Annotated in this window: 19 protein-coding genes; 10 read left to right on the top strand and 9 right to left on the bottom strand. The window is 67.4% G+C overall.

All coding sequences use genetic code 11. The annotated features are described in order from the left end of the window. The 3 genes from CFN17_RS02420 to CFN17_RS02430 form a co-directional block, all read right to left on the bottom strand. Positions 1–1689 carry a long-chain-fatty-acid--CoA ligase gene (locus CFN17_RS02420; protein WP_208749802.1) on the bottom strand — a complete coding sequence of 563 codons (1689 nt, stop codon included), beginning with the start codon at positions 1687–1689 and terminating at the stop codon, positions 1–3. Between the two features lie 54 nt (positions 1690–1743). After that, positions 1744–2541 (bottom strand): IclR family transcriptional regulator C-terminal domain-containing protein, encoded by a 798-nt coding sequence (locus CFN17_RS02425; RefSeq protein ID WP_208749803.1) that lies wholly within the window; start codon positions 2539–2541, stop codon positions 1744–1746. Positions 2542–2668: 127 nt separating this feature from the next. Beyond that, positions 2669–3505: a shikimate dehydrogenase gene (locus tag CFN17_RS02430; RefSeq protein ID WP_208749804.1), complete on the bottom strand. Its 837-nt coding sequence runs from the start codon at positions 3503–3505 to the stop codon at positions 2669–2671. Between the two features lie 175 nt (positions 3506–3680). On the opposite strand from CFN17_RS02430, the gene CFN17_RS02435 reads away from it, so the two are divergent. The 5 genes from CFN17_RS02435 to CFN17_RS02455 all read left to right on the top strand — a co-directional run bounded on the left by CFN17_RS02435 (position 3681) and on the right by CFN17_RS02455 (position 11404). Then, complete coding sequence (locus CFN17_RS02435; protein WP_208749805.1) at positions 3681–5009, top strand: MFS transporter; 1329 nt, start codon at positions 3681–3683, stop codon at positions 5007–5009. A 222-nt stretch (positions 5010–5231) separates the two neighbouring features. Beyond that, complete coding sequence (locus tag CFN17_RS02440) at positions 5232–6830, top strand: CdaR family transcriptional regulator (protein ID WP_208749806.1); 1599 nt, start codon at positions 5232–5234, stop codon at positions 6828–6830. Further along, the gene (locus tag CFN17_RS02445) at positions 6827–7759 is read left to right on the top strand and encodes a glutaminase (RefSeq protein WP_208749807.1); all 933 of its coding nucleotides are present in this window, start codon (positions 6827–6829) and stop codon (positions 7757–7759) included. The genes CFN17_RS02440 and CFN17_RS02445 overlap by 4 nt, the downstream gene beginning before the upstream one ends. 73 nt (positions 7760–7832) lie before the next feature. Continuing rightward, entirely contained in the window at positions 7833–9359 is a 1527-nt protein-coding gene (locus CFN17_RS02450) for an amino acid permease (protein WP_261792319.1), read from the top strand. A gap of 317 nt (positions 9360–9676) precedes the next feature. Next, complete coding sequence (locus CFN17_RS02455) at positions 9677–11404, top strand: thiamine pyrophosphate-dependent enzyme (protein WP_395926000.1); 1728 nt, start codon at positions 9677–9679, stop codon at positions 11402–11404. Positions 11405–11468: 64 nt separating this feature from the next. Here the strand turns inward: CFN17_RS02455 and CFN17_RS02460 are convergent, their stop codons facing one another. Then, positions 11469–12248 carry an SDR family NAD(P)-dependent oxidoreductase gene (locus CFN17_RS02460; RefSeq protein WP_208749809.1) on the bottom strand — a complete coding sequence of 260 codons (780 nt, stop codon included), beginning with the start codon at positions 12246–12248 and terminating at the stop codon, positions 11469–11471. Between the two features lie 67 nt (positions 12249–12315). Between CFN17_RS02460 and CFN17_RS02465 the strand changes: the two genes are divergently transcribed. Continuing rightward, positions 12316–13011 carry a TetR/AcrR family transcriptional regulator gene (locus tag CFN17_RS02465; protein WP_261792320.1) on the top strand — a complete coding sequence of 232 codons (696 nt, stop codon included), beginning with the start codon at positions 12316–12318 and terminating at the stop codon, positions 13009–13011. Between the two features lie 38 nt (positions 13012–13049). Here the strand turns inward: CFN17_RS02465 and CFN17_RS02470 are convergent, their stop codons facing one another. Together CFN17_RS02470 and CFN17_RS02475 are read right to left on the bottom strand one after the other, a co-directional pair. Continuing rightward, positions 13050–13589, bottom strand: coding sequence for a DinB family protein (locus tag CFN17_RS02470; protein ID WP_208749811.1), 540 nt, complete (start codon positions 13587–13589; stop codon positions 13050–13052). Positions 13590–13736: 147 nt separating this feature from the next. Then, positions 13737–14282, bottom strand: a complete 546-nt coding sequence (locus tag CFN17_RS02475) for a DUF2306 domain-containing protein (protein WP_261792321.1) — start codon at positions 14280–14282, stop codon at positions 13737–13739. 207 nt (positions 14283–14489) lie between these two features. On the opposite strand from CFN17_RS02475, the gene CFN17_RS02480 reads away from it, so the two are divergent. Continuing rightward, positions 14490–15206 carry a TetR/AcrR family transcriptional regulator gene (locus CFN17_RS02480; RefSeq protein WP_208749812.1) on the top strand — a complete coding sequence of 239 codons (717 nt, stop codon included), beginning with the start codon at positions 14490–14492 and terminating at the stop codon, positions 15204–15206. Between the two features lie 205 nt (positions 15207–15411). On the opposite strand, the gene CFN17_RS02485 is transcribed toward CFN17_RS02480, so the two are convergent. After that, positions 15412–16200 (bottom strand): alpha/beta fold hydrolase, encoded by a 789-nt coding sequence (locus CFN17_RS02485; RefSeq protein WP_222612653.1) that lies wholly within the window; start codon positions 16198–16200, stop codon positions 15412–15414. Between the two features lie 171 nt (positions 16201–16371). On the opposite strand from CFN17_RS02485, the gene CFN17_RS02490 reads away from it, so the two are divergent. Together CFN17_RS02490 and CFN17_RS02495 are read left to right on the top strand one after the other, a co-directional pair. Further along, positions 16372–17463 carry a type I restriction endonuclease gene (locus CFN17_RS02490; RefSeq protein ID WP_208749813.1) on the top strand — a complete coding sequence of 364 codons (1092 nt, stop codon included), beginning with the start codon at positions 16372–16374 and terminating at the stop codon, positions 17461–17463. A 146-nt stretch (positions 17464–17609) separates the two neighbouring features. Then, positions 17610–18623, top strand: a complete 1014-nt coding sequence (locus tag CFN17_RS02495; protein ID WP_261792322.1) for a medium chain dehydrogenase/reductase family protein — start codon at positions 17610–17612, stop codon at positions 18621–18623. A gap of 24 nt (positions 18624–18647) precedes the next feature. Here CFN17_RS02495 and CFN17_RS02500 read toward each other — a convergent pair whose 3' ends face one another. Further along, entirely contained in the window at positions 18648–20621 is a 1974-nt protein-coding gene (locus CFN17_RS02500) for an ATP-binding protein (RefSeq protein WP_208749814.1), read from the bottom strand. A gap of 243 nt (positions 20622–20864) precedes the next feature. Next, positions 20865–21245, bottom strand: coding sequence for a hypothetical protein (locus CFN17_RS02505; RefSeq protein ID WP_208749815.1), 381 nt, complete (start codon positions 21243–21245; stop codon positions 20865–20867). 378 nt (positions 21246–21623) lie between these two features. Here CFN17_RS02505 and CFN17_RS02510 point away from each other — a divergent pair, with 378 nt between their 5' ends. After that, positions 21624–21803, top strand: coding sequence for a hypothetical protein (locus tag CFN17_RS02510; RefSeq protein WP_208749816.1), 180 nt, complete (start codon positions 21624–21626; stop codon positions 21801–21803). The last annotated feature ends 30 nt before the right edge of the window (positions 21804–21833 follow it).

Here is a 21833-nt window from a genome sequence, read left to right on the forward strand (position 1 = left end):
TCACAGCCCCGGCAGGATCTGGTCCCGGACCTGCTTGCGGAGGATCTTCCCCAGCATCGAACGGGGCATGTCATCGATCGCCACGATCCGCCGGGGCACCTTGTACCCGGCGAGATGTTCCCGGCAGTACGTGCGCAGGGCCTCCTCGTCGAGGGTCGCGCCCGGGGCGAGTTCGACGGCGGCGACCACCATCTCGCCGCCGCGTTCCAGCGGTTTGCCGATCACGGCAGCGTCGGCGACGCCCGGGTGGAGGCGCAGCGCGGCCTCCACTTCGGTGGGCGAGACGTTGAAGCCGCCGGTGATGATGAGTTCCTTGGCCCGGTCCACGATGGTGGTGAAGCCGTCCGCGTCGACGGTGACGACGTCGCCGGTGCGCAGCCAGCCGTCCGGGGTGAGCGTTTTCGCGGTTTCCTCGGGGTTGTTCCAGTAGCCCTGGAACACCTGCGGGCCCTTGATGAGCAGCTCCCCGGGCTGGCCCTGAGGCACTTCCGTGTCCGGGTTGTCGATGTCCACGACTTTCATGAGCGTGGACGGGAAGGGCACCCCGATGGTCCCGGTCCGGCGGGTGGGGTGGAAGGGGTTGCCCATGGCCACCGGCGAGGACTCGGTCATCCCGTACCCTTCCACCAGGAGCCCGCCGGACACGGATTCCCACAGCTCCACCACGTGGTCGGGCAGGTTCATGGCCCCGGAAATGCAGTACTTGCAGGACCGCAGCGAAATGCCCTTCTCTTTAGCTGCCATGGCGGTGCGTTCGTAGATCGGCGGCACCGCGCAGTAGACGGTCGCGGGCGACTTTTTCATCGCAGTGAGGACCAGGTCGGGGTCAAACTTCGGGAACAGCACCAGCAGGCCCTGCTTCCGGATGCCGTAGGTGAGGTAGAGCGTCATGCCGAACGCGTGAAACATGGGCAGGATGGCATAAAACACTTCCTTGCCATATTCCGCACCGTGCATCCAGGCCTCACCCTGCAGCGCGTTGGCGTACAGATTGAAGTGGGTCAGCATGGCACCTTTGGGCCGGCCGGTGGTGCCCGAGGTGTACTGGATCGCGGCGAGGTCGCCGACGGCGGGGCGCGGGTGCGCGGGGTCGATCCGGCCGTGGCCGAGCAGGTCCTTCCACGGCGTGGTGCCGGGCGCCGCCGCGGTCAGTGAGGCGCGCGTGTCGCGCAGCTTCTTCACCGGCAGGTGCAGGGCCAGCCGCTTGGCGGCCGGGAAAGCGTCCAGGAGGTTGACAGAGACCACGTGGTCGATCTCGACGTCGTCCGGGAACTCGCGGACGGCGGCCGCGGCCTTGTCCCAGGCGATCACGATCCGCGCCTGGTGGTCCTCGAACTGGTGGCGCAGTTCCCGGGAGGTGTACAGCGGGTTGTGTTCGACGACGATGGCGCCGAGGCGCAGGACCGCGTAGAACGCGACGACGTGCTGCGGACAGTTCGGCAGGATCAGGGCCACCCGGTCCCCCGCGCGGACGCCAAGCCGGCGCAGGCCCTCCGCGGCCCGCTCCACCTGTTCGCCGAGCCCGGTGTAGCTGGTGCGGCGGCCGAAGAACTCCAGGGCCGGCGCGTCCCCGGCCTCGGCCACGGACCGGTCCAGCATGTCCACCAGCGACTCCGTGGGTAGTTCGATCTCCGCCGGGACACCCGGCTGGTAGTTCTTCACCCAGGGCTTCAGGTCAGTATTCTCCATGGCCACATCATGTCGTGAAGTTCGGGCCGGGGCGAATGCGCGCCCCGGGCGCCTCTATCCCCGGGACCCTGTCCTGGACTCTCCGGCGAGCCGTCCGCCGTAGTCGTTGCCGATCTGCCGCGCCGCGTCCTGCAGGAGCGGCACGACCGACTTTTCGATGTCCTCGGCGGGAGCCCGGTGCGTCTGCAGGGAAACGTTGATGGCCGCGACGACGTCGTGGCCGCGCCACACGGGCACGGCAACGCCGCGCAGGCCTTCCTCCAGTTCCTGTGACACCATCGACCAGCCCTTGGCCCGTGCCGTGTCGATTTCGGCGCGGAGCTGGTCGATGCTTCCGATGGAACGTTCGGTGAACCGCTGCAGGTGGACCGAGTCGAAGTATGCCTGCAGTTCCGTTTCTGAGAGTGCCCCCAAGAGGACCCGTCCCATCGACGTCGCCCAGGCCGGGAAGCGGGTTCCCACGCTGATGGAGACGCTGAGCAGCCGCGGTGAGGGTACGCAGGCCACGTAGACCACATCGGTACCGTCGAGGATGCACAGCGAGGTCGTTTCGTTGAGCCGCGCAGCCAGCGACTTCAGGTGCGGCTCGGCCACTTTCGGGAGTGTCAGGTTCGCCAGGAACGACTGGCCGATGTCCAGCGAGCGGGGTGTCAGCTCGAAATGCGGACCGTCGGCGCGGAGATAGCCCAGATCCGTCAGGGTCAGCAGGAACCGCCGTGCGGAGGCCCGGGTCATGTCCGCCGTGGTGGCGACCTGGGAGACGGTGAGCCGCGGAGACTCCGGAGTGAAGGCGAGCAGGACGTCAAAGGCCTTTTCCACCGACTTCACAAAATACGCCGGTTGCTCCTCCATGGACTCCCTGTCTCCTTGAACCTGCACGGGGACGCGGCAGATGCCGCAGGTCCGCAGGCTTGTGTTCTCGATCATATAGGCGCCGGAGGCGACTGGGGCGCCCGCGACGCCGGAGCCGGGCTGTGTGTCAGCCCTTCGCCTGGATGGCCGCAAGCGTGCGCTGCAGCAGCGCATCCGTCTGGGGAGCCAGGCCCAGGAGCGGGATCATGGCTGCCGCCTGGGCACGCAGATGGTCCCAGCCGTCGGCATGACGCAGTCCCTGTTCTCTCGCGGCTGCGATGGTTCCGGTCACGTGTCCGGCGTAGACGAAGTCGTACACGAAAGCATCCCCGGCCAGTCTGGAACCTCCCCATACCGGTGCGTCCTCGCTCCTTTTTCCAACCGGCGTCGCGTTGACGATCAGTGAAGCCCGGGACGCCTGCTCTTGGGCGTCCGCCCACGTGGCCGTCTCCGCGTCCATGCCCAACTGCCCGGCGAGCGCGTGCAACTGCCGCGCGGCTTCGGGGTCCCGGTCCGCGACGGTGACCCGGCCGGCCAGTCCTTTGAGCGCCACCAGGGCGGCCCGGGCGGCCCCGCCGGCTCCGAGCATGACCACGTGCCGCTGATGCCGCCCGCCGAGCAGCGCGGCGACGGCGGCAACGTCGGTGTTGTGTGCGGCCAGCATCCCGTCTTTGCGGATGAGCAGGTTGGAGGCGCCGCTGAGCCGGACCGCTTCGCTCACGGTGTCCGCGGCCCGGGCGGCCCACTGCTTGTGGGGCATGGTCACATTGGCGGCGACGACGTCCGATCCCAGCAGCCGGGCCCGGACCCGGGACATGGGCGCGCCGCGTGGCACGTCCCAGGCCTCGTAACTCCAGCGCCCGCCGAGTTCTTCGAGGACGGGGTTCCACAGCCCGGGCGACATCGCCCGCGAGGCTTCTGAACCGATGAGGAACAGCCGGGAGGCCAGGTTCTGGATGTCCAAGGTGCCGCCTTTCAGGGTGGTGGACCGCAGGGCCAAGCAAGAAGGCGTTGTGAGGCACCTCACCCTGCAGTATGCTATTCCATAGTCGCATACCGCACAGCTGTACGGAATGCGCACAAATCAAACCGCTCCCCATCTTCAAACCACCGTCTTTCAGTGCGGAAGGACCAGCACCATGACCAAACTCGCAACCAGCCCCGCGCTCGTCGAGGAAGAGCGCAAGCTCAAGCGGGCCAAGAAGGCAGCCCTGGCCGCGTTCCTGGGCGGCGCCCTCGAGTACTACGACTTCTTCATCTACGCCACCGCGGCGTCGCTGATCTTCTCCAAGATCTTCTTCCCGCCGGGCGACCCCACGGCTGCCCTGCTGGCCTCCTTCGCGACCTTCGGCGTCGCCTACATTGCGCGGCCCTTCGGGGCGGTGCTCTTCGGCCACCTCGGCGACAAGATCGGCCGCAAGACAACGCTGGTCCTGACCCTGGTCATGATGGGCGGGGCGACCTTCCTCATCGGCATGCTGCCCGACTTCAGCACCGCGGGCTACTGGGCACCGGCCATGCTGGTTCTCCTGCGGCTCATGCAGGGTCTCTCCGCCGGCGCCGAAACCGCCGGCGCATCCGCACTGACCATGGAAGAGGCCCCCGCCGGCCGCCGCGGCTTCTTCGCGAGCTTCGCGATGAGCGGCATCTCCTTCGGCATCGTGCTGGCCTCGCTGGCTTTCCTGCCGGTGGCCGCCATGAGCGAGGCCGACCGCCTGTCCTGGGGCTGGCGCATTCCGTTCTGGCTCTCCATCGTCGTGCTGATCGTCGCGTTCCTCGTCCGCCGCACGCTGGAGGAACCGGAAGTCTTCGAAGAAAAGCACGACCACGGCGAACTCGTGAAGCTGCCCTTCGCCAAGATGTTCAAGACGCACCCTGCACAGTTCTTCCAGGTCGCCCTGATGTCCTTCCAGGTGGTCACGAACACCTTCATGCAGTCCTTCGGCCTGGCCTACGCCGTGTCCGTCGGGGTGAGCGCATCGACCATGCTGACGGTAAGCATCCTCGGCAACGTAATTGCCATCGCCACGCAGCCGCTCGCTGCCCGGCTCTCGGACAGGTTCGGCCGCCGGATTGTCTTCATCACTGGCGTCGTCGGGTCCGGACTGATGATCTTTGCCTATTTCTCGGTGATCTCGACCGGGAACGTCCCGATGATCTTCGTGGCCAGCACGCTGATCACCGCCGGCACGTACGCGGCCTCGAATGCTGTTTACCCGGCATGGTTCTCGGAGCTGTTCAACGTCAAGGTCCGCTACTCCGGGATGGCGATCGGCCTGCAGATCGGCATCCTCTGCGCCGGATTCACCCCGCTGCTCGGCACCGCGCTGGTCGGCCCGGACAAGGCCAACTGGCTGCCGGCTGCCTGGATCGTCGCCGGCTCCTCGCTCCTCGCCGTCGCCGGTGCCATTTGGGCCCGCGAAACCAGCAAGACGCCGCTGCGCGAACTCGGGAACCCCGTTCCTTAAGGTTCATCTGCACTGCACTTTCAGCGGGTGTGAGAGTCAAAGGGTGTGGCAGGCAAAGGGTGTGGAAGGCTCCCTGCCCGGACGCCAAAACCGCCTTGGGCCCGGGCCTAAAACTAGCGGCACAATTTGGTCTCCATCCCATATTTTCCGGGGTTGCCGCTGGATAGCATGGAGTGTCCGGACAGAGCCGTCCGGTCTGGTGTCAAAGTCAGAAGGAACCCCATGGCCGCCGCTACTGTTGACGACATCCTCGCGGATCTTCCGCTGGGTTTCGCCACCCTCATGCTTCGGCCCTCCCGCACGGATGCGGCCATCGAGCGCCTGCTGATCGTCGACGCCGACGACGACACTCCCGACGGCGGCGGCGCGTTCGTCCTGCTCGTCGGGGTTCGGGGCCGCTCGGCTTTGCCGGCGCTGCGGCGTCTGCTTAAGGATCCTCCCCTGGTGCTGGCCGTCAAGGGCGGTCCCGGGGAACTGGGCGAAGCCGAAGAGCTGCTCCGGGCCGCCGGAACGGGTCTGCTTCTGGTGGATCCGGCCGCGGACTGGGACCGGTTGATGTCCATCGCGAAGGACCGCATCCAGCCGCGCAGCTACCAGCGCGAAGTGCTGACGCTGCTGGAAGAAGACCTGTTCGCCATCGCCCAGACCACCGCCCGTCTGACGTCGAGCCATGTGCTGATCGAGGACGCGGCCAACAAGGTCCTGGCCTACTCCACGGTGACGAACAACATCGACGAACTGCGCAAGGCCTCCATCCTGTCCCGGCGCGGCCCGCGCAAGTACGAAGTCCTGCTGAAGGACCTCGGTGCCTACCGGGAGCTCCACCGCACCCGCCTTCCGGTCCGCGTTCCGGCCCGGCCCCAGGACGGGCTGCGGGAGCGGGTCGCGATCACCCTGTTCGCCGGCGAGCGCATCATGGGGTACATCTGGCTGCAGGAAACCGGGGCCGGGTTCGGCGACGACGTTGACTATGTGCTCACCGGATCGGCCGCGCGGGCGTCCGCCGAGCTGATCCGCTACCGCAACCAGCAGTCCGTCCACATGCGCGAGGACCGGGTGGTCCGGATCCTCTCTGGCCCGGCCGAAGCCGCGGCCAGCGCCCACAGCGAGAAGATTCCCGCCGACTTGCCGACGGCGCTGATCCTGATCGGCATGTCAGCCGCGGAGGCGCAAGCCGACGACGCCGCCCTCAAGCACGGCGAACTGGCGAACCTCGCGTCCATCCATGCCGCCGCGTACAAGCCGTCCGCCGTCGTCGGACAGTTCCACGGCGACACCGCCGTGATCATTCCCGGACTGCAGTCCGCCAACGCCGAAGCCGGGCTGCGGAGCCTGGCCGAGGCAATCGTCAAGGACACAGCCAAGCATCTCGGCATCAGCCCCTTCGCCGCGGTGGGACCCGTCGTCCCCGATCTGCTCTCGATCCATTCCGCGACCGGAATAACGGAGGCGCTGCTGGGCTGCATGCGCCGGTCCGGCGACGTCCCGGTATCCGGCGTGGACGACTTCGAAGCGGAGATCCTTTTCCACGACGCGGTGGAGAACTTCACGACGTCGGCCTTCCGGCACCGCAGCCTCTGGGCCCTCCTCCGCGACGATCCCGAGCTGGCCGAAACCCTGCGCGCCTATTTCGACGCCGCCCTGGACGTGGCCGAATGCGCCAGGCGGATGCAGCTGCACAAGAACACCGTCTACTACCGGATCAACAAGGTTTCCCGGGTCACCGGACTGGATTTCAGCAATCCCCGCGATTCGCTGGTGGCCCTGCTCCACATTCAGGAGTGGGCCGGCACGCAGAAGGAGCACCTGGGCAGGAGATGATGACAGCAATTGCCTCGCCGCCGCTTGGCCTGATCCTGGACGACCTGGTCCGGAGCCACCGGCCCAGGACCGAGACAGGGTCCGTGCCCGCAAATATTCCTCACCTGCAGTCACCGCCGTTCGACCGGTTCGGCATCGCAGTTGCCACAACGTCCGGTGAAGTCTTCAGTTCCGGCGACGCCGGTCTTCCGTTCTCGATCCAGAGCATCTCCAAGGTCTTCACCCTGGCCATGGCACTCAGCGCCGATGATTCCGGCTCGCTGTGGTCCCGGGTCCTGCGCGAACCGTCAGGGACGTCCTTCAATTCCCTGGTCCAGTTGGAAGTCGAGCACGGGATCCCCCGGAACCCCTTCATCAATTCGGGCGCCCTGGTGGTCACCGACCACCTGATGGAAAAGTCGCCCGACGCTGCCGCTCAGGTCCTGCGCTTCCTCACCGGTCAGGTGGGCCAGGCAGGTCCCTTCATCGACGAGGCGGCCGCCAGCAGTGAGCTCGCCAGCAGCAGCCGCAACCTGGCCCTGGCCCACTTCCTGAAGGACTTCGGCAACCTGCGGCGGCCCGCACAGGCCGTCGTCGAGAACTACGTGCGGCAGTGTTCAATCATGATGACCTGCGTGGAGGTGGCCAAGGCCGGCCTGTTCCTGGCGAGGGACGGCCGCGGGGCCCACGGCGCGGTGGTCTCCCGGAGCGAGGCCAAGCGCATCGGTTCCATCATGCTGACCTGTGGCATGTACGACGCTGCCGGCGAGTTTGCCTACCGCGTGGGGCTTCCGGGGAAAAGCGGTGTGGGCGGCGGCATCCTGGCGATCGTCCCCGGCGAGTGCGCCGTCTGTGTCTGGAGTCCGAGGCTGGATTCCAAAGGAAATTCCCTGGCGGGTACGGCGGCTCTCGCCGACCTGTCCGACCGGACAGGGTGGTCGATCTTCTGATCTGACCCCTCGCTGTCCCCACAATCTCCCTCCCAACCCCATTTAGATCTCAGACAGATCGAAAGGAACACCCATGCCCAACAGCCTGTCCAACAGCCCCAATGACGAGGTTGGTTTGTACGAGGCCGATGGTGGCCACGCCCATGCTTCGGATGCCCTCATCCACGCGGAGGACGCCGGCTACCACAAGAGCCTGAAGCCCCGGCAGATCCAGATGATCGCGATCGGCGGGGCCATCGGAACCGGCCTGTTCCTGGGTGCCGGCGGCCGGCTCAACGCGGCCGGCCCTTCCCTGGTCATCGCCTACGCCGTCTGCGGCTTCTTCGCCTTCCTGATCCTGCGCGCCCTCGGAGAACTGGTGCTGCACCGGCCGTCGTCGGGCTCGTTCGTGTCCTACGCCCGCGAATTCTACGGAGAGAAGGCCGCGTTCATCTCCGGCTGGTTCTACTGGATCAACTGGGCCACCACCACCATCGTGGACATCACCGCCGCGGCCCTCTACATGAACTTCTTCGGCAAATACGTCCCCTGGATGGGCGCCGTCCCGCAGTGGGCATGGGCGCTGATCGCCCTCATCGCGGTCCTCTGCCTCAACCTTGCCTCGGTTAAAGTCTTCGGCGAACTCGAGTTCTGGTTCGCCTTGGTCAAGGTGGCCGCCCTCGTCGCGTTCCTGCTGGTCGGCAGCTACTTCGTCATGTTCGGCACCCCCGTGCAAAGCCAGGAAGTCGGCTTCAGCCTCATCACCGACAACGGCGGCATCTTCCCCAACGGCCTGCTGCCCATGATCATCCTCATGCAGGGCGTGCTGTTCGCCTACGCCTCGATCGAACTGATCGGCACGGCCGCCGGCGAAACCGAAAACCCCGAAAAGATCATGCCGAAGGCCATCAACTCCGTGGTCCTCCGCATCGCCGTTTTCTATGTCGGCTCGGTCATCCTGCTCGCCCTGTTGCTGCCCTACACCTCGTACCAAAAAGGCGTGAGCCCGTTCGTGACGTTCTTCGGTTCTCTCGGCATCCAGGGCGTGGACGTCATCATGAACCTCGTAGTCCTCACAGCCGCCCTGTCATCCCTGAACGCCGGCCTGTACTCCACCGGCCGCATCCTGCGCTCCATGTCAATGGCGGGGTCGGCCCCGAAGTTTGCGCAGCGGATGAACAAAGCCGGCGTCCCCTACGGCGGCATCGCCATCACCGCGGGCGTTTCCCTCCTCGGGGTCCCGCTGAACTACCTGGTCCCGGGCCAGGCGTTCGAGATTGTCCTGAACGTCGCCTCGGTGGGCATCGTCGTCACCTGGGCCACCATCGTGCTCTGCCAGATCCAGCTCAAGCGGTGGGCGGACAAGGGCTGGCTGGAACGGCCCTCTTTTCGGATGTTCGGTGCCCCCTACACCAGCTACCTCTCCCTGGTCTTCCTGCTCGGCGTGCTCGTGATGGTGTTCATCGACTCCCCGCTCACGCTGCTGGTGACCCTGGTGGCCATCGCGCTGATGGTCGGCGGCTGGTACGCCTGCCGGAAACAGATCCACGCCATCGCCGAGACCCGCGACGGCTTCACGGGCGCCTCCCCCGTGCTGGCCAACCGGACTCCGATCCGCTAACCGAACCCCCTCGAAGCGAACATCTGTCCGCTGACCGGTCCACAATCCGACACACAACCTGAAAGCCGCCATGAAGCCACGAAACCCGCCGAGTCCCGGCCGCACCAGCACCCTGCAGGAGCGCCGCCCGCCAGCCACGCACAGCAGCAACCCGCCGGCGTCGAGCGAGAGCTGCGAGGACGGCTGCTTCTTCTGCACCGGACCGGAAACAGACTAGCCACCGCCACCTGCCCCCGCTGGATTCCAGCGGAGCAGCCATGCGCGCCGAACCTACCCAACAAGACAACCACGTGATGAAAACGGAGTCCGCACCCACCATGACCGCAACCGACACGCAGCCAGTCGACGGCGACACCCTCGCCCCCTTCCAGACCGTCCCGGAGACTAACCCGGACAGCCCCAACGGCAACGGTCCCCTCAAATCCGCCGGGCACGTGATTGTCGATTCGCTCGTGGCCCACGGCGTCGAACGCACCTTTGTTGTTCCCGGCGAGAGCTTCCTGGACGTCCTCGACGGACTGCACGGCTCGGACATCGAGACCGTCGTCTGTCGGCACGAGGGCGGCGCCGCGTACATGGCCGAGGCCGACGGCAAGATGAACCAGCGGCCCGGCGTCGCCATGGTCACCCGCGGGCCGGGCGCCGCGAACGCCCATGTGGGGCTGCACACCGCGTGGCAGGATTCGACGCCGATGGTGCTGTTCGTGGGCCTGATCCCCTTCGCGCACCGGGACCGCGAGGCGTTCCAGGAGTTCGACATCAAGGCCTGGTTCGACACCGGCGCCAAGCGCGTCATGGTGCTGGACCACGCCGAGCGGGCCTCGGAGATCGTTGCCGAGGCCATGTTCGCGGCGATGAGCGGGCGGCCCGGCCCGGTCGTCGTCGGCCTGCCGGAGGACATCATCCGCCAGCAGGTGAGCCCCGCCCTGCACCCGGCCGTCCCGGTGGCTGCAGGTGGCATGAGCGCCACGGACGCCGGCGCCCTGGCTGAGGCCCTGGCCGAGGCCAAGAAGCCGCTCTTTGTCACCGGCGGCAACGACTGGACCCAGGACGCGGCCACCCAGCTCACGGAGTGGCTCGAAAAGCACTCCATCCCGGCCGCGGCGGAATGGCGGACGCAGGGCACCGTCTCCTTCGACTCCCCCAGCTATGTGGGGCCGATCGGCTACGGCCGCCCCCGCCCCACGTACGACCTCTTGGAGGAAACCGACCTCCTCGTCTTCGTCGGCACCGTGCCCGGCGATGTCATCACGGACGGGTTCGTCTGCCGGCAGGACTGGAACAAAAAGAACTTCCTGGTCACTATCGACCCGTCACTGCGCGGCCGCTCCGGCCCGGTGTCGCGACAGATCGTGGCCAAACCCGACGCCTTCGTCCGGGACCTCGCGGGCATTGAGCTTCCCGTGAAGGACGAGTGGAAGGCCTGGACGGCCAGGATGCGCGCCGAGCAGTCGGCGTTCGCGTGGCTGCCCCCGGCCACGCCCGGGAACGGGCCCGCGAAGATGGACACCCTGATGGCGAACCTCGTGCCCCGGCTCCCCGAGGACGCCCAGGTCACCTTCGGCGCGGGCGAGCACACCAACTGGGCACACCGCTACTTCCCCACCCGGCGCTACGCGTCCATGCTCAGCGCCCGCAACGGCTCCATGGGGTACTCGGTGCCCTCGGCCATCGCCGCATCGCTGGCCAGCCCGGGTCGCCGGGTGGTCACGATTGCCGGCGACGGGGAATTCCTCATGAATGGGCAGGAACTCGCCACGGCCGCCCAGTACGGCGCCACCCCGCTTGTCATCGTCATGGACAACCAGGAATACGGCACCATCCGCACCCACCAGGAGCGCCACTATCCCTCCCGGGTCTCCGGCACCCAGCTGAAGAACCCAGATTTCGGCCTGATGGCCCGCGCCTTCGGCGGCTTCGGCATCACCGTCGCCGAGGACAAGGACATCCCGGCCGCCCTCGACGCCGCGCTGGCGGCCATCGACCAGGACGGCGTGTTCGCCCTCATCCACCTCATCGTCGAACAGCGGGTGAAGGCCTACTAAGTCGTGCAACGACGGCGGCGGGAGTCTCCCGCCGCCGTCCCTCCTCCCCGAACCGGACCCGGACCTAGACGGCCGACCAGCCGCCGTCGGAGGCGAGGACCGCACCGTTGATGTTGGTGCCGTCGTCGCTGAGCAGGAAGGTGATCGAGGCCGCCAGCTGCGCCGCGGTGGCGGGCGCCGGGATGTTCGCGCCTATGAGCGGCTGGAGGCGTGCGGCACCGAGTTCGGATCCCCAGGGGGCCTCGATGTTCGTGATGGTGGCCCCGGGCGCCACAGCGTTGAACCGCAGTCCCTTCGGTCCGTACATGACGGCCGAGTTCTTGGTCAGGCCGATCACGGCGTGCTTGGACGCCGTGTAGGTCGCGCCGGCGGCGGACCCGCGCAGCCCGGCCTCGGACGCGATATTGACCACGGACCCGGTGCCGGCTTCAAGCATGAGCGGCACGACGGCCCGGGTCAGGCGCATGAGGGCCGTGACGTTGATCCGGAACACCCGCTCCCACGTTTCATCGTCCACCTCGTGGATCGGCGTGAAGTTGTCCATGATCCCGGCGACGTTCGCCAGTGCGTCCACCCGCCCGCCGGCCGCGGCGAGAACGGCGGCAACGGTCTCCTCGGTGGAGATGTCGCCGGGCACGGGCACCAGGTCGAGGCCGGGGTTCTCCTGCACCAGGGCGTCCAGACGCTCCTTGCTGATGTCGGCCGCGATCACCCGGCCGCCCTCCCTGGCGACCCGCAGGGCCGTCGCCTGCCCGATGCCCGATCCGGCGCCGGTGACGATGACGGTCCTGCCCGCAAAGCGGCCGGCCGTGACGGTTTCCTGCCATGAAGCTTCGTTGCCCATGATGTCCTTCCAGACGTTGAGGATGCTGACAGGCCCACTTTATGACACCCTGTGTCATTATGTAAGGGTGAATATCGGCCAGCCGCCCGCGACCCGCCCGCCTTCGGATGAGCGCGCCGCCGGGCGCCCCGCAACGATCAACCCCGACGCCGTCGCCCGGATCGCCCTGCACCTGTTCGCGGAGCGGGGGTACGAAGCGACGTCCATGGAGGACATCGCAAGCGCGGCGGGCATCGGCCGCAAAAGTTTATACCGCTACTTCGCCAGCAAGGCCGATCTCGTCTGGGGCGGCATCGAGCCCGCCGCGGAGGCCGCTGGCCTGGCGCTGGATACGGCGGCCGACGGCGGCACGTCCCGCAGTGCTCCCGGCACCGGCTCCGGCAGCCACGCGCCCGACGTCGCCTCCGGCGTCACGCTTCCAACCGGAATGGGCGCGGCGCAGATCCGCGCAGGGCTTGGCGCGGCGGCCGCCGCCGGAGCGGCGGCGCTGCCGGACCTCGCCCTCACGCGCGGCCGGCTGCGGCTGATCGCCGAACAGCCGGACCTGGCCAGCCGGAGCTATGCCGCGCTGGCGCCCCAGCGGGAGCGGGGCCTGCGGTATCTGATCGCGCTCGGCGTCCGCGCGGAAACCGCCGGGTATCTTTGCGCCGCCTATCTCGGGGCAACATTCGAGGCCTGGATGCAGTGGGCCACCGGCAGCGATCCGGATCCCGTGCCGTACCTGCTGGCCGCCGTGGACGTGCTCCGGATGCCGGACGCCTGAGGAGCCAGAGGGCGGGGCCGGCCGCGGACCTGCGGCCGCTACTCCCCGGTTTGGCCGTCCACGGTCTCGCGGAGGAGGTCGGCATGGCCGTTATGCCGGGCATACTCCTCGATCATGTGGCACAGGATCCAGCGCAGGCTGGGCGCCGAACCGTCGGACCACCGGCGCCGGGCCAGCTGGTCCAGGCCGCCGCCGGCCAGGGCCTCGGCGACCCGTTCCCGCGAGCGCTCGACGGCGTCCTGCCACAGGGCCCGCAGCTGTTCCGGGCTGTCGCCGGCGGCGGAATGCCAGTCCCAGTCAGGGTCGGCCTTCCAGTCCACGGCATCGAACGGGGCCTCCCGGTCCCGTGCGTGCAGGACGCGGGAAAACCACTCGCTCTCCACGTAGGCCATGTGCTTCAGCAGCCCGCCCAGCGTCATGGCCGAGGCGGCCGTGGTAGCCCCGAGGCCCGCGGCATCCAGCCCGGCGCATTTCCACGCCAGCGTGGCCCGCTGGTAATCCAGGAACCCCAGGAGGGTCGCGGTCTCGTCGGCTGCAAGGGGCGGTTCGGTACGGCCCTGCTCATCCACAATCGTCATGCGCGCGAGTCTAGCGGCCCTTCCCGGCCGCGAACTCGCCGGAAGCCGACCGATTCGCCGTAAGTTTACGGCGAGCCCTTGCCGTTCCGGCGATTTCGGCCAAGCGGGCGCGGCGGCGGATGACGTACTCGGCCACGGCAACGTTGATCAGCCACGCGGCGCCGAGGAGCGCTGCCCGGTCGGCTCATCGGGCGTACCCACCAGCAGCATCCACGGCAGCCCGGTCAGCGCCTGCGTCCCCGCGGCGACGCCGATCGCATAGCCGCGCGTCATCCATGCCCCGTGCCGCACGAAGTCCCGGCGCATGATGGCGGCTATTCCCAGGACGATGCTCGCCGCCATGGCCGAGCCAAAGACGAGCCGCAGGACAAAAAGCGCCGGCCCGTCCCCCGGCGGCAGCGGATAGAAGAGGGTCATCCACAATCCGGACAGGGCCGCCAGCAGGCCGGCCGGCGCCAGGACGCGGCCGGCGATGCGGTGCCAGCCGCGGCGGCCGCGCAGGGAGGGGAGGAACTGGAATGCCCCCAGCAGGCTGTAGGCGGTGACGCTGACAATGTGCGCCACTACCGGCACGGGCGAGGCGAAGAACCGGGCGTTCTGCGGGGTGACGGCGGCGCCGCCGGTCAGTTCGGTCAGCCGGGCCGCCCCCGCAATCACGGGGATGAGGCTGAGCAGGATCAGTCCGGCGGCCACGGGCCACTGGGGGCGCCCGGCGGACGCGGATCGCGGGGGCGCTGCTGGTGTGTGTTGTCACCTTGGTGTCCTTGGCTGGAATGACTGACTGGAATGACTAGCTGGAATGACTCCCGAAGCTGGTGTACGGCGTACACCTTTATGCGGAAAACGTTAGGTGTACGACGTACACTTGTCAATGGCGGAGCGTTAGGGAAAGGTGGCCGGATGACCCAGCAAGCCGAGCGGATGCGGCGAATCCCGCTGAGTCGGGACCGCGTGCTGAGGGCCGCCGTCGCACTGGCCGATGAGGTGGGGATTGAGGCGCTGAGCATGCGCCGGCTCGCCCAGGAGCTCGGGGTCGTGCCCATGGCGCTCTACAAGCACGTTGCCGGCAAGGAGGAACTCCTCGACGCCATGGTGGACGCCCTGGTCAGCGAGATCGATCCCCCCGTCCCCGGCGCCGGCTGGAGGGACGCCGTTCGGCTGCGGGTGCTCTCGGCCCGGGCGGCACTCCTGCGCCACCCCTGGGCCCGGCAGGTCCTGGAATCGCGCACCAACAAGACGCCGGCGGTCCTGGGCTACATGGATTCCTTCATCGGCATGTTCCTGGCCGGCGGCTTCTCCGTGGACCTGACCCACCACGTCATGCATGCCCTGGGCAGCCGGATGTGGGGGTTTACCCAGGAATTGTTTGACGACGCCGCCGCCTCGGCGGAGCAGCCGGCGGATTTTCCGCCCGAGGCACAGGCCGCCATGCTCCGTGAGATGGCCGAGCGGTATCCGAACATCCTGAAGGTCGCCGCCGCCTCCGCGCACGAGGACTCCGTGGTGGGGCGGGGCTGCGACGACCAGTTCGAGTTCGAATTCGCGCTCGATCTGCTCCTGGCGGGCTTTGAACGCCTGCACCGGCAGCACTGGACCTCGACGCCGAAAAGTCTCTGAGGCCGGCCGACACCACTGCGCCGGCCATGCCCTGACCGCCTACTCCTCCAGGAACCCGGTCCCGCCCGCGCCCGGCCGCGAACTCGCCGGAAGCTCCACAAATCGCCGGAAGTTTACGGCGAACCGGTGCCTTTCCGGCGGCGAGTTCGACGGCGGGCGATTTCGACGCCGGAGAACACCTCGACGCCGGCAGAGCCCTGACCCCTTACTCCTCCAGGAACCGCAGCAGGTACGGGACGGTGGTCCGCATGGCCCGCAGGTCGCCGCCGCTGGCGGCCAACTCGCCGAGGTAGTCGCCGTGGGTGCCCGGCACGATCATCAGGCGCGCCCCGGGAATGATGCGGGACATCCGCACGGCGTGGTCGGCGCTGACGACGTCCCGGTCGGCGCACAGCACCAGAGTGCGGGCCGTGATTTGGCGCAGGTCCTCGTCCTGCCAGCCGCGAAAGGTCAGGATCCGCTGCCGGTCCAGCTCGAACATCCGCTCGAGATGCCCGGGCTCGGGATTGAGTGCCCGGTCCGCGTCTTTGTACGCCTCCGGCATGTCGTCAAGGGTGGCCGCCGCCATGCCGTCCCAGAACTCCTCGCCCACCGCGTCCCGGCCGGCGAAGGTGGAGGCGGCAATCAGGCACCGGACCGACGCCGGGTACCGCATGGCCAGCGCCAGCGCGGTATGGCCCCCGGCACTGAAGCCGAGCACGTCCACGGTGTCCAGGCCGAGTTCGTCCATCACGGCCTTGACGTCGTCGGCGGAGTTTTCGGCGGTGAGCGGGCGGCCTGTTGCCGCGGTCCGGCCGTGGCCTTCCTCCTCGACGGCGATCACCTGCAGGCTCTCGGCCAGCAGGGCCGGGATGAGGCCCGCGAAGTTGGTCCCGATGCTCGAGCCGCCGCCGGGAATCAGCAGCAGCGGAGGCTCGCCGGCCCGCGCGTGGCCGTGGACCTCGTAGTACATCCGGACGTCGCCATTGGCCGCGTAACCGTGCGTGAAAGTCACACCGCATCCTAACGCCGCCCGCGGTGGGCTGAACAGGGTCTGGCGGACGACGGCGGGTGGTTGCGTCGCCGTCCCCCATGGACGCTTACGGGTCAGTGGGCCTCGCTTGCACTCCAGTGTCGGAGGACTGAGATAAATTGACAGAACAATCATTGTTCTTGAGGGGGACGTATGGAATTTGCAGAAAAGCTCTCCGCACTGGCAGCAAAGGTGCGCCAACAGCGAGAAGTTATTCAAACCGAAGAGGCGACTAAGAACGCGTTCGTCATGCCCTTCATTTCCACCATCTTGGGCTATGACGTCTTCAATCCATTGGAAGTCGTTCCCGAGTTCATAGCGGATGTTGGCCTCAAAAAGGGTGAGAAGATCGACTACGCCATCGTCAAGGATGGCGAAGTACAGATTCTGATCGAATGCAAAAAGTCCACCGAGCCAGTTAAGATCGAGCACGCATCGCAGCTGTTCCGATACTTTGCAGTGACCAATGCGCGGATTGCCATCCTGACCAACGGCGAGGTCTACCAGTTCTTCACTGATCTCGACGCACCAAACAGGATGGACGCGAAGCCCTTCTTGGTCCTTGACTTGAATGACATCGACGAGACTCTCATCCCTGAATTGCAAAAACTTTCCAAGGATGTCTTCGACCTCGATTCAATCATCAATGCGGCGGGTGAACTCAAGTACATAGGGGAACTTAAGAGGACGCTGGCTGCGCAGTTCAAGGAGCCGGAGGATGAATGGGTCAAGTTCCTGACCGGCCGTGTTTACTCGGGCGCCTATACGCAAAAGGTCCGTGAGCAGTTCACCACGCTTGTCGCCAAAGCTTCCAAGCAGTTTCTCAACGATCAGGTCAACGACCGGCTCAAGAAGGCGCTCGGGACACCCAATTTCCCGCAAAATGATGAGGCAGCCGCTGCTGCAACTGTCACTAGTGCCCCCGTGGCGGAGGCCGATCTGGCAGAAGCCGACGGCATTGAGACAACCCTGGAAGAAATCGAGGGTTACCAAATCGTCCGCGCCATCGTCTGCAGCGAGGTCAAGCCTGCACGTGTCTCGCAGCGAGACGCCAAGTCCTACTTTGCAGTGTTGCTCGACGACAACAACCGCAAGCCCATTGCCCGTCTCCACTTCAACCGCGCGCAGAAGTACATTGGACTATTCGGCGCCGACAAAGAAGAAACGCGAGTGCCCATCAACTCTCTCGAAGAGATCTATGAGCACACCGAGGCCTTGCGCCAAAGCGTGAAGAGCTACCTGTAAACACCGTGGCAGACGCCCCGGCGGACTGAACATGGTTAGGCCGACGACGGCGGGTTGTTGCCGCCGTCGTCGGCCCGGTTCCGAAGGTGCTAAGCGGGACCCGAGGGCGCCTCGAACCGGCCCCGGCGCGGGCGTAGAGTGGGCTCATGAAGCGTGTGGTGATCGACCGCTTCGGCGGCCCCGAGGTCCTCAACGTGATTGACGTCAGGGATCCCCGGCCGGGCCCGGGCGAGGTCCGCGTCAGGGTCCTGGCATCGGGAGTATCGTTCACCGACGCCCAGCTGCGCGCCGGGACGTACCTCGGCGGACCCAAACCGCCCTTCACCCCCGGCTACGAACTCGTGGGCGTCGTTGACGGGCTCGGTCCCGGCTGCACCCGGGTCAAAGTTGGAGACCGCGTCGGCGCACTGACGGTGTGGGGCGCCAACGCCGAGCTCGTCTGCGTGCCCGAGGCATACGCGGTCGCGGTGCCCGAGGACCTCGACCCGGCCGAGGTGGTCAGCCTGGTCTTCCCGTACATGACCGCCTACCAGCTGCTGCACCGGACAGCCAAGGCGAAGCCCGGGGAAAGTGTGCTGGTGCACGGGGCGGCCGGCCGGGTGGGCACGGCGATCCTGGAGCTCGGCGTCCTGGCCGGACTCCGGCTCTACGGGACGGCGGCCGCCCGGGACTGCGCGGCGGTGGAGCGGCTCGGCGCGGTGGCGATCGACTACCAGAACGACGACTTCCTGGCCCGGGTCCGCGGGCTCACCGGCGACGGCGTGGACATCGCCCTGGACGGGATCGGCGGCCCGCTGTCGCTGCGCTCCTTCCGGGCGCTCCGGCCCGGCGGACGGCTCGTCGTGTTCGGCCGGTACGCCACGATCGCGCAGGGGCGCAAGAACTGGCCGGGAGTCTTCGCCTGGTACGCGGCCACCGGGGCCGTCGCCGCATGGGGCGTTCTGTCACCCCGGCGCAAAGTCATGTCCTACCGCGTCCAGAAGCTGCGCATCCACCATCAGGACTGGTTCGAGGCGGACTTCCTCGCCCTCCTCGGGATGCTCCGCCGCGGCGAGATCCACCCGGTGGTGGCCGAGCGCCTGCCCCTGGCCGAGGCCCGGCACGCCCACGAGCTGCTGGGCAGCACTGCGGCAACAGGCAAGATCGTGCTCGTCCCCTGAGTGCTCGTTCCCTGAGAGGCCGCCTCACCCCAGGAACGTGCGGTGGATGTCGCTGCCGTAGCGCCGGATGATGTCCCGCTTGGCGGCCTGGAACGCTGCGAGGTCGCCCGCATGGCCGCGCTGCTCGGCACGGCGCCGCGCCAGTTCATCGGAGATCACGTCGAGGAACAGCTCGGCCAGCAGGAGCCGGGCGGAATCCCGGAAGCGGCCGCGTCCGTCGACATACAGCTGGACCGTCGGGGCGCCGGTGTTGATGATGACCTTGCGCTCCGCGGCGCTGTAGACGGCGCGGTCCGCGCTGTTGTGCAGGTTTCGGAAGTCGTAACCGGTGAAGAGGTCGACGCCGTGATCCCGGCTCGGGCGGCGGACCTCGCGGTGCGCGGGATGCTGCGCCGCGGCCCCGACGGCGGCAGGGGCGGCGATGGCGTGGTGCGGCGGCTGGTCCACGCTGCGGCGGGAGGCGTGGTCGGCGATGACGATTTCACACAGCGCCCAGTAGTCGCCGGCCCGGACGGTGATCTCGCCGTGGTCGCCGGCCCGCTCCCCCGTCAAGGTCCACTCGATTCTCCGGGTGTCCCCAAGTGAGCTAACAGGGATCGGCATTGGGGCCGGATCGATCCGCAGCGAGCCGGACAGCGTGACGTCAAAGGTGAGCGTCCCGGCGTCGGGCAACTGGGCCGGATCCAGCAGCAGCGCGACATGGAACGAATGCCCCGGCGGCCGGTAGTAGAACGGCGTGGTGAACCGCAGCGCCGCGGGCTGCGTCCCGGCGGCCGGCGAGCCGTCCCCGTCCCAGCGCGGCGGCGCCGTCTCCAGGCCCAGATCGACGACGGCCGCCTCGCTCATATGCTGCAGCAGGCGTTCGATCATCTCGGCGGTGCGCCCCGACGTGGTGGCGCGTTCGAGGTGCGTGAGTTTGTCCTTCTCGGCCTGCACGGCGCCGGCGATCATCCGGCTGACAGCGCGGGAGAAGGCCGCGACGAACGGGTCCTTGAGGTTCAGGCCCTCCCGCTCGTCGCTGATGATCGCCTTGCCCCGGCCCAGCATGTCGGTCAGCGCGGCGCAGCGCACGGTGCCGAACAGGTATTCGGTGCCCACCTGGTTCTCGTACTCGAACAACTGGCAGTCGAGCACCGCCATGCCGGATTCGACGACCAGGCCGGCGGTGCGTTCGTCGCCCTTGAGGGTAAGTTCCACGTCCCGGGCCCGCTTGAGCGTGACGGTGAAGGGAAACTCCTGGCCCTCGAAGCTGAAGCTGCCCGGCTGGTCCGGACCGATCAGCACCGCGGCCGGGGGCTCGCGGAACCGGATGCCCTCGCTGCCGTAGTCCTCCGCACCGGGGCGGCCGTGCACCAGCTCCACCGCCCGCCGGTCCAGCACGTCCCGCAGATAGATGTTGTCCGAGAGTGACTGCAGCAGCGTGGCGTGCTGGGTGATTGTCACGTGCGGGTTGTCGACGACGATCGTCACCCGGGTGCCGTGGCCGGCGTCGTTCCCGGCTCCGTCGCCGGCGGCGATCCCCAGCCGGGCGTAGTCCGCGGGGAAGGCACGGCGGTCCGCGCCGTCGTCGTCGTACAGGTAGCCGCCGTTTTCTCCGCGGAAGACGTCGATGCGGGTGAATCGGCCGTCCTTGATGGTCTCGATCCAGCCGTGCCCCAGCCCGAAGATGGCCTGCTTGAGGCCGCGGCCGAAGTACCCGCGGCCGGTGCCCTCGCCGCGGGACAGCGGGCTGTGCGCGCCGCCGTAGCTGAGGATGCGGCCCGCCTGTTCGAAGGACATGCCCTCCGCCTGGTCGCTGACTGTCAGCACCGCCCCGGCGAGGTGGCGCTCGTAGCCGACGCGGATCCGTCCGGCCGCGGAGGCGCCGGCCCTCTCGAGCCGGGCGTAGCTGTCGTCACTGTTGGTGATCAACTCCACGAGCGCTTTTTCGACCGAGGCGAAGCGCCGGGAGTCGATCCCGATCACCCGCTGGTCCACCTGGATCTCGGCAACCGTCATGCTGCTTACCTCGCTCACAACTGAAGCTGGTGCTATACGACGCACAATAACGCATCGGCTGCCCGTTACCGGTAGGAATTCCTGAGGCCGGCAGCCTGCCGGAGCCCGGGCCGCCTTCGCCGTGCCGCCATTGGACGATACTGGCCGGAATGAAGCGATTATTCCGGCCACATCTGTCACATCGCCGGCCGCCGATGGGTCCGCCGTCCATGCTCGACAAGAGACTCGCACCCGGCCGGCGCGTCAGCCCAGCGCGATCACAAACGCCAGACCAGCGAGGACGACAGATACAGGGACCATGACGCGCCTCTCCTGCGTGCTCTTGGACGCAAGGTTGGGCAGCACGCTGAGCATCAAATAGGCAGCAACCACCCACATCGCGACCACGCCAACGAACGGCGACGGCATGATCGCAATCAGCCCTGCGCGCTCCAAGGCAACCCCTGCAAAGACTGCGTAGACGAGGACTGAGACGGCACTCCCGATCCGGAGGCGCCCCGGAAGCACCGCGTTCCGGCCTCCCCAGGCGAACCGGCCAAGTGGTAACCCGGCGATAAGCAACAACTGGAACACGGCAAGAAGGCCGAGCACGGCACAGAAAAGGAGGGGAATTACGGGCGTCATGGGCTGAAGGCTACTGGGCGGCGCGAACAGGTCCGCGGGCACGACACGCTATGCAGCGCGCATTCTGCAGGTGCACGACAGAATGCCGCGGACGGTGCCGTTGAGGGCCGGCGGCCGAAGACCTCGTTAGGTGGACCGTGGCGGTGGATATGAAGGACTTCTGAGGCAGCCGTCCACGCGGCTGTGATCAGACTCACCCGCAATCGGCTTGAGAGCTCCGGGCCCGCCTGTGCACTATGGAAAAGGTGGACGCAATGAGGCCAAACCGGTGAGCTCGCAGAGCTGCCCAAGGTCTCAGGCGTTCCTGGTTTGACCCACGGCGGCTCCGCATCGGTGCGGCAGCCGGACATCCGGATTCATGAATGGAAGCACTGAACAATGACGTTTGAAACTGCCAACTCTGTTACCCACAAGCTCTGGGACCGGGCCACCATGCACCACGAGCTCGACGCCCTGATCCACGACCTCTCCGAGCGCCACAACACCACCAAGAGCAACATCGCGGTCCACGCCAGCGGCCCGAACACCTTCACGCTCAGCCTGAACCCCGGCGCCTAAAGACCGGTTTCATAGGCAGTAAGCAACGCC

Source organism: Arthrobacter sp. PM3 (assembly GCF_003352915.1).
GTDB lineage: Bacteria > Actinomycetota > Actinomycetes > Actinomycetales > Micrococcaceae > Arthrobacter.